Below are 12,391 nucleotides of genomic sequence, written 5' to 3'. Positions count from 1 at the left end.
CAGGCAGCCCCCATGCCGTTCAGCCGCCTGGCGACATCGACCTCGGCGGGAGGACGGCCTCCCTGCCGAGCGGGCCGTCGACGCTCTCGGCGAGCGCCCACTGGGCGGATGGCTGGACGGACGCCAGCACACCGCTGGCCGCCTCGGGGGTGATCGGCAGGTCGGACAGGACCGTGAAACCGATCGCCGCACCGCCGCAGGTGGACCAGAACGCAACTGCGACGTGTCGGGGCAGCTTCTCCACAGGGCGACGACCGCGACGGTGGCGACGCCCACGTGGCGTACCGTCCGAGAACTACGGCGATGCGGCGAGGCCGCTGCGATGGGCGAAGACGACGAGTTGGGCTCTGTCGCGGGCGCCGACCTTGACCATGGCTCGATTCACATGCGTCTTGATGGTGGCGGGGCTGAGCACGAGCTGCGCGGCGATCTCGTCGTTGGACAACCCCGTTGCCACGAGCGTGGTGATCTGTCGTTCCCGGCCGGTGAGCGCCTCCAGGGCGCGCCGCGCCGGCTCGTCCATGGGCTGTGGCGCTACAGGGGTGGCGAGGAACCGGCTGATGAGGGTCCTGGTCGCGGCGGGGGACAGCAGCGCGTCGCCCCGGTTGACCGTGCGGACCGCATGCAGCAGCTCCTCCGCATCGGCGCTCTTGCCGAGGAAGCCGCTGGCACCGGCGTGCAGCGCCTCGAAGACGTACTCGTCGATCTCGAAGGTGGTGAGGATCAGCACCTTCACCCCGGCGAGGTCCTCGTCCCCGGTGATCAGGCGGGTCGCCGCGAGGCCGTCGAGGACCGGCATCCGGATGTCCATCAGGACCAGATCCGCCCGGGTGGCCTTGGCCAGACGGACCGCCTCGCGCCCGTCGCCCGCCTCACCGACCACCTCCAGGTCCGGTGCCGGTTCGATCAGGGCCTTGAATCCGGTGCGCACCAGGGGCTGGTCGTCGGCGATGACTACGCGGATGATCACGGGCGATTCTCCGGAGCGAGGTCGAGAGGCTGGTGGGGCAGAGTCGCGCTCACCTGGAACGCGCCGTTCGAGCGCGGGCCGGCGGTGAAGTGCCCGCCAAGGGCCAGGACCCGTTCGCGCATGCCGACGATCCCGTGCCGGCCGGCCGGGACGGGGGCCGAAGCTAGGTCATGGCTGTCGGTGGCACGTCCGCCACCCAGGTCGTCGACAGTGATGCGCAGCTCGTCGCGGTCGTAGGACAACGTCAGACGCGCTTGTCGCCCGTCCGAATGCTTGTAGACATTGGTCAGCGATTCCTGAATCACCCGGTACGCGGTGAGATCGGCCGCGGGGGCGAGCGGGCGTACAGTGCCTTCGACGCGTCGGTGGATGTCCAGTCCGGAGGCGCGCAACGAGGCGAGTAGTTCGTCGAGCCCGTCCAGGCCGGGAGCGGGCATCGCGGTGGGGGCGACGGCCTCCCCCGGTCGTCGCAGCAGAGTGACGGTGTCGCGCAGTTCTCCCAGGGCCCTGCGGCTGGCAGCCTTCACATGGGCGAGTGCCTCGCGTGCGCTCGCGGAGTCGCTGTCGAGCGCCTGCCCGGCGACACTGGACTGCACGCTGATGACCGCGAGTTGGTGTCCCACGGCGTCGTGCAGGTCGCGGGCGATTCGCAGCCGCTCCTCTGCGATCCGGCGTCGCGCGTCCTGCTCGCGCTCGCGCTCGGCGCGCTCGGCGCGCTGCTCGACCTCGGCGAGGTAGCCGCGGCGATTGCGGGCGGAATCGCCGGCCGCGATCGCCAGGCCTCCGAGCGCGATGAACGCCAGGTTCTGCGGGCCTAGCAGTGCCGGGTCGTGCACCGCGTGGACGAGGGCGAGCGCGGCCACCGCACCGCCGCCCAGGAACAGGCCGGGTCGGCGTTCGACGAGGTCGGCGACCGTGTAGAGGGCGATCAACGGGGCAAGCAGGATGAGCACCCCGCTCGTGCTGCCGCTCTCAGCGAGGAACACCTCCGCGGCCGACGCGCTGAGACCGAGGGCCACCAGCGGAAAACGGCGCCTCCCGGCCAGCGCACCGCAGCCGAGTGCCGCGGCGACGACGGCGGCGGTCTGGCTGCTCCCATCGGCGGGGCGGTCTCCGTATGCGGTCATCAGGGTGGCCGCGAACACGGCCGAGGCGATCGCCGCGTCCGCCAAATGCGCATGCCGGCGGACAGCGCGACGCAGGTGGCCGATGGCATTCATGCCTTCACGATAGGCGGGCCCGCCCGGGCCGCCGTCACCCCTGCGCGGCAGCCGGGACTACCGCGGCCGTGGTAGCCGGGCGCGAGAGGACCGCGTGCGCGGTAGCCGTCCTTACCGTTTCCGGCCGACGACACACGGCGGCCGGAAACGGAAGCGTGACGAGTGTCGATTACGGCACCCGGCCGGGCACCCCGGCCCATTCGAGCAACCCCACGGAAGGGGAGAACCCCGATGCATCCGACTTTCCCGCCACCTCCATGCCGGAGAACGGCCCCTCACCGCAGGACGGCTCAGCGCCGGAGGACACGATGAACGGCGGCATCACGGTAGACCGCCTGACCAAGCGCTACGGCGCGGTGACCGCGGTCGACCGACTGACCTTCGAGGTAGAACCCGGTGTGGTGACCGGGTTCCTCGGTCCCAACGGCGCCGGCAAGACCACCACGCTGCGCATGCTCCTGGGCCTGGTGACGCCGACCGCGGGCCATGTTCTGATCGACGGCCGCCGTTACGCCGAGCTGAGCGAGCCGAGGCGGGCCGTCGGCGCGGTGCTGGAGGCAACCGGGTTCCACCCCGGCCGGAGCGGCCGCGACCATCTGCGGATCCTCGCCAGGGCGGCGAGCATCCCGCGTCCACGCGTCGAGGAGGTACTGGAGCGGGTCGGTCTGACGGACGCCGCGGACCGGCGTGTGGGCGGCTACTCGCTCGGCATGCGCCAGCGTCTCGGCCTGGCCTCCGCCCTGCTCGGCAACCCGGGCGTACTCGTCCTCGACGAACCCGCCAACGGCCTGGACCCGGCCGGCATGGCCGAGCTGCGTGAGCTGCTGCGCGGCCTGGCCGGAGAGGGACGCACGGTCCTGATGTCCAGCCACGTGCTCAGCGAGGTCGCGCAGACCGTGGACCGCGTGGTGATCGTCGCCGCCGGCACTCTGCGCTACGCCGGGACGCTGACGGAACTCACCAGCGCGAAGACGGAGACGCTCGAAGCCGTGTTCCTCAGGCTCACCTCACACCCGGACACCGGCCCCGCGACCAGCGCCACCACGGCATCGGCCCGCGGCTGAGCGCACGAGGAGGAAACGAAATGAACACCCTGATCCGCACCGAGCTACTGAAACTGCGCACCATCCGCAGCCCATGGCTGCTGCTGACCGCGGCCCCCTTGCTGGTCGTGGCGGGCACCAGCGGTCTGGTCGTCTCCGGCGACCGGGCGCTCGACGCCACCGCGCAGAGCCAGGCCCTCGCGCACGTGGGCCTGGCCTCGCTGTTCACCCTGGTGTTCGGGATCCTCGCGGTCGCCGGGGAGTACCGGCACCAGACGATCACGGACACCTATCTGACCACGCCCGCGCGCGGGCCCGTCATCGGCGCGAAGCTCCTGGTCTACACAGTCTTCGGAGCACTGGCCGGAGTGGTCAGCGCTCTCGTCGGCCTCGGAGTCGCGGCCACCTGGTGGGCCGGCAAGGGCGCGTCCTTCGCATGGGGGGACTCCGCGATGTGGACCACGATCGGCGGCGGCATCACCTGGAACGCGGCGTTCGCCGCCATCGGCGTGGGCGTTGGCGCACTCATCCGCAGCCTGGTCGGCGCGATTGCCGTCGCGCTGGCGTGGGTCGCCCTGGTCGAGGGCATCGTCGGCCAGCTGATCGGCGATCTCGCCCGCTGGCTGCCGTTCAACGCCGGCCAGGCGCTCGGCGCAGCCGCCGAGCCCATGATGACGCGTGACCTGCTGCCGCGCTGGGGTGGCGGCACTGTCCTGGTGGTCTACACCCTGGTCTTCGCGATCCTGGCCGTAGGTACGAGCGTGCGACGCGACGTGTCGTAACCCAGCCGAGGTGCGCTGCGCCCTGGGATGATGGCGGGCATCGCCGGAGTCGGGATCTATCGTCCAGCGAATCAGCTGACCACCGCGCCGGCGTCTGCTGGCGTGTCGCGGGGCCTACGGCTGTTCCCCCTCCTGTTCACCCCGGCGATCCCCGTCTTGTTGTATCAGTGCGGCCAAGTGGCCCGCTGCGGCGCGAGGCGGTGCAGCAGCTGCACCGTACGCCAGCTCCCGAAGGGTCGGCCGACAGCGCGTGTCCGGCGAACCAGCGCGCGGCCTCGGAGGCGGGCGAGTGGCCCGAGGTCCAGGTCGGCGAAGGCATCCAGCGGCGGGGCGCACACGCATCCAGTGATCATTCCGTACGCTCAGTGCGAGCCACGGCATCACGGTCACGCGCCGTGAGCGGGACACGGAAAAGCGCGGGCGTGTGCTGCGGCCCGGTGCTGTACCCGACGGCCGTCCGTACTCCCGGTGCGGCCCAGGGCATGGCCGACAGCGGTCCCGCCGAGCCGCGCCAGTCCGGGTCCACTGCGACCGCGTTCATCGAATAGGACGCGCGACAACGACGCGCCGCGGGCGTCCCTCAGCCTCCCGACTTCCGGGCCTTCACCGAAGCGTTCTGATCGCGATAGTACGAACGCCAGATCAACCGGTGCACTCGCGTCCAGCGTGGGATGGACCGCACGCCAGGGATGAATGGGACCAGCACCAGACCCAGACTGAGAAGAGCCATCAGGCCCCAGATCAGGGCGTCGGCATTGCCGGACGACTTGAAGGGCTCGATCTGGTACCAGAACGTGTAGAGCCACAGCCACGCCTGGCCCGGGTAGTTTCCGGTCTCGTTCATCATTCCCCACTGGTCGCCACCCAGGTGCTCGGCGCGGGCCAGGGACTCCAGATAGGAACCGTCGGAGAGGAAGAGCAGAGGGCTGGTGTAGTCCGTCTGGTAGAACTTGCCCCCGGCCTGCAACTCCCCGTCCAGAGATCCCGACTTGGCCAGGTCGAGGAGGCGCGCGGTGAGGACGGGAACCGGACCGTAGTCGCCCTCGGCGACCTTGGCGGGGTCGCCGCCGGGAGACTTGGTCAGTGCGTCGGAATAGGCCTTGGTCCAGGCCTGCTGACGGGAGGCCGGAGCGGCGTTCCAGGCGGCGAGGGCCGCGCTGACGTCCGGCGGCTCGGGGGCGTCGGTCAGAGGACCGAGCACGAATTCCTCGGCGGTGTCCACCGGGGTGCGGACACCTGCGGCGCCTTGCAGCCCGACCGGGCCGAGTTTCTGGGCCGCATTCGGTGTGTGGTTGTACGGCGGCCCGTACTCGGCCGTCCCGCTCGTGCCGCCGAGTTCGGCCGCGGCGGTCACCGTGAAGTCCGCGCCGTCCGCCCGCGACCAGGAGGCCAGGGTCACCGGCTTGACGTCGGGCGAGGAGAAGACCGCGGCCAGAGCTGCGGTGAGGACCGCCACCGCCACCAGGGCGATCGTGAACTCCTTGACCAGGTCGTACGGTCGGGTGGGGAAGACGGCCGGGTCCGGTACCGCGGACTTCCCGTGGCGTCGGCTCATCGCGGCGTTCCCCCCGGCGCAGGCGAGGCCGTGCCACCGGCCGTGGGATCCGTCGCCCCGATGGGCGGCACGATTCCGCGCCGCCGGACGAGGAGGATGTGCCAGGCGGTCAGCAGGCCGAGGACGAACGGGAGCAGCACGACGTGCCACATCAGCATCTGCCCGAAGTCCAGCACGTTGAAGAAGGCGCCGATACCAACGGAGTTGAGCCCGTCCTTGGCCTGCCCGGCGATCCACTGCGAATCGAAGTTCTGCTGGACCAGGTAACCGGTGAAGGCGGTGCCGATCGATGCGAAGAAGCACACCGCGCCGGTGACCCATGTCAATGCCCGCCGGCCGCGCCAAGCGGCCATGAAGAACTTGCCCCACAGGTGGATGACCATGAAGAACATGAGCAATTCGACGCTCCACAGGTGCAGGCTGTTCACATACCTCCCGGACGCGGAGACGTGCCACCACGCGGGTCCCTTCAGCGCGAGCACCCCGCCGGTGACGAGCACCACGATGAGCGATGCCACCGTGAGCACGCCGAAGACGTAGATCCACGAGGTCATGTATGCCGGCTGGGTGTCCGGCAGCAACTTGTCCGGGGGCAGTGCCGCGACCGCCCTGCGCCGGACCGCTCCGGTCCAGCCTCCCCCGGCGGATACGTTCTTGTACGGCCCGGTGGCCGCGCCGCCCTCACCCGGACCGCTCATCTGCGTCCGCCCGGGAAGGGCAGCAGCAGCGCGGCCACGAAGACAATCAGCATCAAGCCGATGACCACGAGGTTCGCGACGGACACCTGGATGACACCCCAGTGCACATAGCGCCCGGTCCCATTCAGATCCACGGGCGCGGCGAGCGCACTTCCACCGGACACCTGGAGTCCTGTGATTCTCACGATCCATCCACCTACTCCCTCTGCGAGCCACCGACGTCCAGAGAAGCGCCTCGCAGGTCCCTGGGCATCCGGGCTCGCCCGGACAATGGGCTGATCGGCCCAGCGGGAGCATGCCTCGGCGCAGGCACTCTGCGGGCTTTCGCCGCGCACACGGTCTTCAGCGTGTCGGCGTCGATCCGCGAGCCGCTGAGATCGCCACGCTCACCTCAGCGGCTTCGCCGTACCGCCGACCGTCTTCACCACGGCTCCGCGCCTTGCGCAGCAGTTCCGCCGAAACGCATGGCGGCGTGGTGGTGAAGTTCGCCTCGGGCCACCCGGTGACCCTGCCCACCACCCTGGTCGGCTACCGGCTGGATGGTCTTCGGCGGCACCAGCGCCTCCTCCCCGCTGATCGCGGCGACCTACGCACTGGGCGGTGCCCCGTCCGCCGACTCCTACCCGGCGTCCTTCCCTTAGGTGCATATTTCGGCGCAATACGATGTCACCAGCGGCTCCAACGGCAGCTGCGGCGCTCGTACCTGTGGACCGGCACCAGCGGGTACTACTGTCCGTCCGGAATCGGCGTCCCGAACGGCACCGCCGTGTTCACCGGCTGAACCTCCCTATGAGGTGAGCAGGTCGATCGCACGCAGCGCTCGGAGGACCATCGACTTGTTGCAGGACTCCTGGTCCTCCGCCACCGGGCCGGGGTCGGCGACCACGCCGACTCCGGCCTTTCGGGCGACACCCGCTCGGCTGCCTTCATCCTGATGGTCGCGCTCCGGTTGGCTCGTGGGCTCGGATCACTGTCCTCTCAGTGCAGCTGCGTGGTCTCGTGCGGTGTCGGCTGCTGGAGGGCTACTGCGCTTGCCGGGGCCCACAGGCTTCCGTACCGCTCCATGCGCTGCCATCGCAGCCGCGAGCCGGACAGGGCGGTGAAGACGGACTGGATCACCACGAGGTACATCAACTGGCGGTAGACGAACTGCTGCAACGGCAGGCTCCACAGCGGCCCCGGGCGTTCTCCGTCCAGACGGAACGCGTACAGCCCCATCAGCAGTTGCAGCAGCAGGAAGGCGAGCCACAGCCCGATGATCCGGACCGGGTCGAGGAAGACCAGGCCGTACAGGGCGAAGACGTCCACGACGGGGGCGAGAAGCGGCACCAGGACCTGGAAGAGCAGTAGATAGACCAGGCCCCGGCGGCCCAGTTTGCCGGCGGCGCCGCGCTGCACGAGCGCTCCGCGGTGCTTCCACATCGCCTGCACAGGGCGTCCAGTGACGCGGGTGCCTCGGTCCAGGCCCTCGCGTGCTCCTCGTAACCACACGCCAGCCGGCGCGGCACAGCGCCATGGTGAGATCGTCGGGTGCTGGAGGGCGACATCACGGCCTGCTTCGACGAGATCTCCCACTCGGCCCTGATGGACCGGGTGCGGGCTCGGATCGGGGACAAGCGCGTGCTCGCGCTGGTGAAGGCGTTCTTGAAGGCGGCCATCCTCACCGGTTGGTACCTCCAAGGAGACCGTCCCCGGCACCCCGCAGGGCGGGATTCTTTCGCCCTTGCTGAGCAACGGGGCCCTCTCGGTTCTGGACGAGCACTTCGTCAAGGCACCCGGCTGGTAATCGCCCCCTACGCCCAGCTCCGGCTGGCCCGCCCGCCGGCCACCGACCTCCGCAGGCCATGGGAGAAGCCAACTGAGCCGAACAAACTGACACCCGCTCACGTTCGCAGCGGGTTCAGAAACCTACACGCGAAGGCCGGCTCTCCGGCCGGTGCACCGAAACCGTCCCGGCCCGGCCCTGGTTGAACATCGGGCTCGAAGAACCGTCGCCCAACCACCCGCCATGACGTGGGCAGAGTGCTTGCCAAAGGCGAGGCGTTCAGCCGTCCCACCCACCACAAGGTGGGCACGAAACCCGGCGAACTGGATAAATGACAAGCTTAGCCTCCGGTCAAGACTCCCATGTCAGCTCTCGCTCATCGATGACGACGCGTCCGTAGCAGTCCAGAGGGTGAGCCCGGCGGTGACGGCGTCGAGGTCCTGGCGGAGGAAGCCGGCGAAGCCCTTCATGGGCTTCGGTGCGTCCTGCTCGGCCTGACGGATCCACTCCATCAGCAGGTATCCGCGCTGGTGGCGGACCAGATCGGCGAACGTCCGGGCGAGGTCGCAGGCCCGGGTGATGTCCGGGCAGGCGAGCCGGACCTGAAGTAGCCGCTCCTCCTGGCTCTCGGTGAGTGTCTCGCGAGGCCGCATGATCCAGGAGGTGATCTTGCGCGGGCTGGGGATGTCGGCCCGGACCGGTTCGGCGGTGCCCGCGCGGAGGGCGGCGAGGTGTTTGCGGACAACCTGGCGGCTGCCCTGGTAGCCGCGGGCCTTCGACGTAGCCGTGGCCACAGGTGCACGGCACGATCAGGGTGAGGATGTCGCGGGTGCCGTCGGCTTCTCGTTGTAGATGCGGTGTGCGGCGGCGGTGACGGCGTCCTCACGCTGCTCGTCGCCGGTGGGCACATGGTGTGCCTCGGCGGCGAGGTCCGTCAGATGCGCGAGCGGGGAGTCATCCGCGTACGGACGAACCGGCAAAGTCAGGGTGTCGGTCACGACGTGCCCTCTCGTCACAGCGGGGGTGATGGGTGGGTGGGTCACAGGGCCGCGAGGCCGGCGGCGGCGAGCAGGGCCAGCGCGATCAGGGCCAGGTCGACCGCGCGCCGCAGGTGCGTGAACTTCCGCACGGCGAGGCTGACAGGATCCGGATGCGAGCGGCGCGGGTGTCGCTGTCCATGCAGGCGCGGATCTCGTCCTCGTCCAGGCGGGCCGAGAACGGGAAGGACGCCAGGTCGTCGCCGTGCAGGCGGGGCCGGACACGAGATGTGCACGAGCTGCGGCAGTACCGAGCCCGCTTCACGGGCCCGTGTCAGCGGTGGCAGGCAGACTGTGCTGCGTGACTTCGGTAACCGCACATGACTACGCCTGGATACGTTCGTCCTCGTGGTTCCGCTACGCGCTCCATACCGGCTACACCCTGACCCTGGTGCGGGGCGTCTCGCCGGGGGACGTGCAGCGGGTGATGGCGGCGACGCCGAAGGGCACGTGTACAGGGGTGGACGCGTTCATCGAGCGGCAGGACGAACTACTTGACGGGACGGACTACTGCGAAGAGTCCTTCATCTCGGGTGCGTTCACCGTGCCGGGCGCCGACGAAGACTGGACACTGGTCCTGCACTTCGACGGCGGCATAGGGATGCAGCCACGCTTTCTGGAGGCCCTGTCGGCAGGCGGGCGCGCAGTGACGCACTCCAGCAACGGAGGCAAACCCATCCACCTCTTCCATTGGTACGAGGACGGAGAACTCCGGACCACCTTCGAGTGGGCGACGGCAAAGGATGGCAGCACCCCCGACGCCCTGACCACCCTGATGCGTGAGGTTGGATGGACCTTGGATTCCCTGGCCGCAGCAGCGTGGGCTGAAGGGATCGAGGTGGGCCGTTCACAGGTCCGCCGCATCCAGCTGGCCGAAGGGGTGCGCTGGCGCCGCGCCCGGTCCTGGACACGGTCGAAGGACCCGGACTTCGTCCCAAGAGGACGAGGATCATCGGCCTCTACACCCACCCGCCCGTCGGTGCGACGGTGATCTGCGCCGATGAGCTGGGACCGGTGATCCCGCGGACGTTCCCGCCCGCGTCCGCCTGGTCACCGGACGGCCACCGGATCAAAGCGGAACTCGACTACAGCCGCGGACCGGAGAAGACCTGGGTCTACGGCGGTCTGCGACCCGCCGACGGCCAGGCAGTCACGATGACCACTTCCTCCCGCAACACCGCCTTTTACCAGCAGTTCCTGCAACAGATCGAGGATGCCAACCCGACCGGCGAGATCTGGATCGTCACTGACAACCTGTCCAGTCACAACAGCGTGTCCACGCGGGCCTGGCTCGAGGACCATCCTCGTATCCACCACGCCTTCATCCCCGTTGGCGCCTGCTGGCTCAACCTGCAGGAAGGCTGGTGGCGCGTCTTCCGCAAAGCCGCCCTCGCCGGCCGGTCATTCGCCAACCGCGACGGCATCGCCTACGCCACCACCCTGGCAACCACACACCTCAACTCCCGCGCGAACCCATGGATCTGAGGCAGACCTGCACCACCCACCAGACGCTCACGCCGCCGATATGTGTACATCATTTGAAGAACCCAGCACTAGTAGGGCTTGGTCATCTTCACTCCTGAGTGGCGTGTCTGTTGCCTCGTGGGTGGCGTTGTCGTGGTGTGACACCTGAGGAGATGACCGAGGCCCGGGGGGACCTGGAGGCGTTCGCGGCGGAGTTGTTCGACGGGTTCTTCCGTGCGGACCAGCGGCGGTGGGGACAGGCGTATGTGCGAGGGCTGCTGCTGGACGGGCGGCGTAAGTCGGTGGAGCCGATGGCAGCCCGCCTCGGCGAGGACGGCAACCGGCAGGCGCTGGCGCACTTCATCACCTCCAGCCCGTGGGATCCGGCGCATGTGCGGGCCCGGCTGGCCTGGAGGATGCACGAGGCGATCGGTCCGGAGGCGCTGATCGTTGACGACACCGGCTTCCTCAAGGACGGGGACGCGTCCGCGTGTGTGTCGCGGCAGTACACCGGCACCGCGGGCAAGGTCACCAACTGCCAGGTGGGAGTGTCGCTGCACCTGGCCCGTGAGCAGGCCTCGGCCGCAGTGAACTGGCGGCTGTTCGTGCCCGCTTCATGGGATCCGGCCTCTGGACAGGCGGATGCGGCCAAGGTCGCCCGCCGCGGCCGTTGCGGCATCCCCGCCCAGGTGGGGCATGTGGAGAAGTGGCAGCTGGCCCTGGACATGATCGACGAAACCCGGTCGTGGGGCGTCGATGTCCCCTTGGTCGTGGCGGATGCCGGATACGGCGATGCCGCCGCCTTCCGTCTGGGGCTGGAGGAACGCAGCCTGCCCTATGCGGTCGGGATCTCCTGCCGCCACACCGCCCATCCGGCCGACGCCCGGCCCGTCCAGCCCCCCTACGCGGGCACCGGCCGGCCACCGAAAGCGCAGTACCCCGACCCTGCGCAGACGGTGAAAGACCTGGTCATCGCGGTACCGGGCGGCTGCACGGCCGGTTTCCTGGCGGGTAGGCTCCCGGCCGGGCACGGGCCGAAACGGCTTCAAGCGCATGTACTCGCGGTTCGTCGCCCTCAGGGTCCGGCCCGCCGGACGGGGCCTACGCAAGACCACGGACGCTCCCGAGCTGCCTGAACGCTGGCTGCTGGCCGAATGGCCCGCCACCGAGAGCGAGCCGGTGCAGTTCTGGCTGTCCAGCCTGCCCTCCGGCATGCCACTGGCCACCCTGGTGCGGCTGACCAAGCTGCGCTGGCGCATCGAGCACGACTACCGGGAGATGAAACAGGCCCTGGGACTTGCCCACTTCGAAGGCCGCACCTGGGGCGGCTGGCACCACCATGTCACCCTCGTCTCCGCCGCCCATGCCTTCTGCACCCTCAGGCGCATGGCTCGCGCCCCAAAAGACACAGCGGCGGTCTGAGTCTCTACCAGATCGTCCGTGAACTGCAGACACTCCTCGCCCTCTGGACCGGCGCCTGCCCCACCTGCCGCCGCGACATACCCGCACCGATAGCAAGATGACCAAGCCCTACTAGATGATCAATTCCAAGGGGTGCCTGCGGAGGGTGTGGGATGGGCGGTCAGGCACCCGGAGGGGTCATAGCCCGCGTCATGCAACGCATCCTCGCGCTGACCACCGCGATCTGGCGCAACGACGCCACCGGACAAACCGTCCTACGCTCACTGATCGCCTACGCTCACTGACCCCCTGGAATAGATCATCCAGTACTGCAACGGTGCTTGGTGTGGTGGCTCCGGCCTGCTGGCCAACCGGCTCGGGGGTTTCCGGCTGTTCGGCTTCGTCCGCTTCCTGGTGCCGGACGGACGGTCGGGTACACCACCTTGCTGGTGTTCG

At 69.3% G+C, this 12,391-nt stretch carries 13 protein-coding genes and 4 pseudogenes; 8 read left to right on the top strand and 9 right to left on the bottom strand.

Annotation, left to right across the window (positions count from 1 at the left end; all coding sequences use genetic code 11):
* Positions 1-19 precede the first annotated feature (19 nt).
* Genes N8I87_RS39935 through N8I87_RS39925 form a run of 3 tightly spaced genes read right to left on the bottom strand, consistent with a single transcriptional unit; the run spans position 20 to position 2,190 of the window.
* Positions 20-244: a hypothetical protein gene (locus N8I87_RS39935; RefSeq protein WP_263215835.1), complete on the bottom strand. Its 225-nt coding sequence runs from the start codon at positions 242-244 to the stop codon at positions 20-22.
* A gap of 51 nt (positions 245-295) precedes the next feature.
* Complete coding sequence (locus tag N8I87_RS39930; RefSeq protein ID WP_263215833.1) at positions 296-970, bottom strand: response regulator transcription factor; 675 nt, start codon at positions 968-970, stop codon at positions 296-298.
* Positions 967-2,190, bottom strand: coding sequence for a sensor histidine kinase (locus tag N8I87_RS39925; protein WP_263215832.1), 1,224 nt, complete (start codon positions 2,188-2,190; stop codon positions 967-969). The genes N8I87_RS39930 and N8I87_RS39925 overlap by 4 nt, the downstream gene beginning before the upstream one ends.
* Before the next feature lie 155 nt (positions 2,191-2,345).
* Here N8I87_RS39925 and N8I87_RS39920 point away from each other — a divergent pair, with 155 nt between their 5' ends.
* The 3 genes from N8I87_RS39920 (at position 2,346) to N8I87_RS39910 (ending at position 4,563) form a co-directional block, all read left to right on the top strand.
* Positions 2,346-3,254 carry an ABC transporter ATP-binding protein gene (locus N8I87_RS39920; RefSeq protein WP_317633535.1) on the top strand — a complete coding sequence of 303 codons (909 nt, stop codon included), beginning with the start codon at positions 2,346-2,348 and terminating at the stop codon, positions 3,252-3,254.
* Between the two features lie 20 nt (positions 3,255-3,274).
* Positions 3,275-4,015 carry an ABC transporter permease gene (locus N8I87_RS39915; protein ID WP_263215830.1) on the top strand — a complete coding sequence of 247 codons (741 nt, stop codon included), beginning with the start codon at positions 3,275-3,277 and terminating at the stop codon, positions 4,013-4,015.
* A gap of 395 nt (positions 4,016-4,410) precedes the next feature.
* Positions 4,411-4,563 (top strand): hypothetical protein, encoded by a 153-nt coding sequence (locus tag N8I87_RS39910; RefSeq protein ID WP_263215828.1) that lies wholly within the window; start codon positions 4,411-4,413, stop codon positions 4,561-4,563.
* 32 nt (positions 4,564-4,595) lie between these two features.
* On the opposite strand, the gene N8I87_RS39905 is transcribed toward N8I87_RS39910, so the two are convergent.
* From N8I87_RS39905 to N8I87_RS39890, 4 genes and pseudogenes are all read right to left on the bottom strand, one after another.
* A complete protein-coding gene (locus N8I87_RS39905; protein WP_263215827.1) occupies positions 4,596-5,570 on the bottom strand; it encodes a hypothetical protein in 975 nt (324 codons plus the stop codon).
* Positions 5,567-6,268, bottom strand: a complete 702-nt coding sequence (locus tag N8I87_RS39900; protein WP_263215826.1) for a cytochrome b N-terminal domain-containing protein — start codon at positions 6,266-6,268, stop codon at positions 5,567-5,569. The genes N8I87_RS39905 and N8I87_RS39900 overlap by 4 nt, the downstream gene beginning before the upstream one ends.
* The gene (locus N8I87_RS39895; protein ID WP_263215824.1) at positions 6,265-6,453 is read right to left on the bottom strand and encodes a hypothetical protein; all 189 of its coding nucleotides are present in this window, start codon (positions 6,451-6,453) and stop codon (positions 6,265-6,267) included. Before N8I87_RS39895 ends, N8I87_RS39900 begins: the two co-directional genes overlap by 4 nt.
* A 793-nt stretch (positions 6,454-7,246) precedes the next feature.
* Positions 7,247-7,793: pseudogene (locus N8I87_RS39890) on the bottom strand (glycosyltransferase family 2 protein); the annotation flags it as partial.
* A gap of 248 nt (positions 7,794-8,041) precedes the next feature.
* Here N8I87_RS39890 and N8I87_RS39880 point away from each other — a divergent pair.
* A pseudogene (locus N8I87_RS39880) lies at positions 8,042-8,368 on the top strand (NF041680 family putative transposase); the annotation flags it as partial.
* Positions 8,369-8,398: 30 nt separating this feature from the next.
* Here the strand turns inward: N8I87_RS39880 and N8I87_RS39875 are convergent.
* Both N8I87_RS39875 and N8I87_RS39870 read right to left on the bottom strand, forming a co-directional pair.
* Positions 8,399-8,827, bottom strand: coding sequence for a hypothetical protein (locus N8I87_RS39875; protein WP_263215823.1), 429 nt, complete (start codon positions 8,825-8,827; stop codon positions 8,399-8,401).
* 15 nt (positions 8,828-8,842) lie between these two features.
* Positions 8,843-9,031, bottom strand: a complete 189-nt coding sequence (locus N8I87_RS39870) for a hypothetical protein (protein WP_263215822.1) — start codon at positions 9,029-9,031, stop codon at positions 8,843-8,845.
* 340 nt (positions 9,032-9,371) lie between these two features.
* Between N8I87_RS39870 and N8I87_RS39865 the strand changes: the two genes are divergently transcribed.
* From N8I87_RS39865 to N8I87_RS44780, 4 genes and pseudogenes are all read left to right on the top strand, one after another.
* Positions 9,372-10,061: a DUF6461 domain-containing protein gene (locus N8I87_RS39865; protein ID WP_263215820.1), complete on the top strand. Its 690-nt coding sequence runs from the start codon at positions 9,372-9,374 to the stop codon at positions 10,059-10,061.
* Positions 10,058-10,555 (top strand): transposase, encoded by a 498-nt coding sequence (locus tag N8I87_RS39860; RefSeq protein ID WP_263215819.1) that lies wholly within the window; start codon positions 10,058-10,060, stop codon positions 10,553-10,555. Before N8I87_RS39865 ends, N8I87_RS39860 begins: the two co-directional genes overlap by 4 nt.
* A gap of 152 nt (positions 10,556-10,707) precedes the next feature.
* Positions 10,708-11,956, top strand: a pseudogene (locus tag N8I87_RS39855) (IS701 family transposase).
* A gap of 158 nt (positions 11,957-12,114) precedes the next feature.
* Positions 12,115-12,240: pseudogene (locus tag N8I87_RS44780) on the top strand (IS982 family transposase); the annotation flags it as partial.
* Between the last annotated feature and the right edge of the window lie 151 nt (positions 12,241-12,391).

Origin of the sequence: Streptomyces sp. HUAS 15-9, from assembly GCF_025642155.1 — a bacterium.
In the GTDB taxonomy this organism is placed as follows: domain Bacteria; phylum Actinomycetota; class Actinomycetes; order Streptomycetales; family Streptomycetaceae; genus Streptomyces.
Note: the sequence above shows the minus strand (reverse complement) of the source record. Positions and strands in the feature narration are given on the sequence as shown.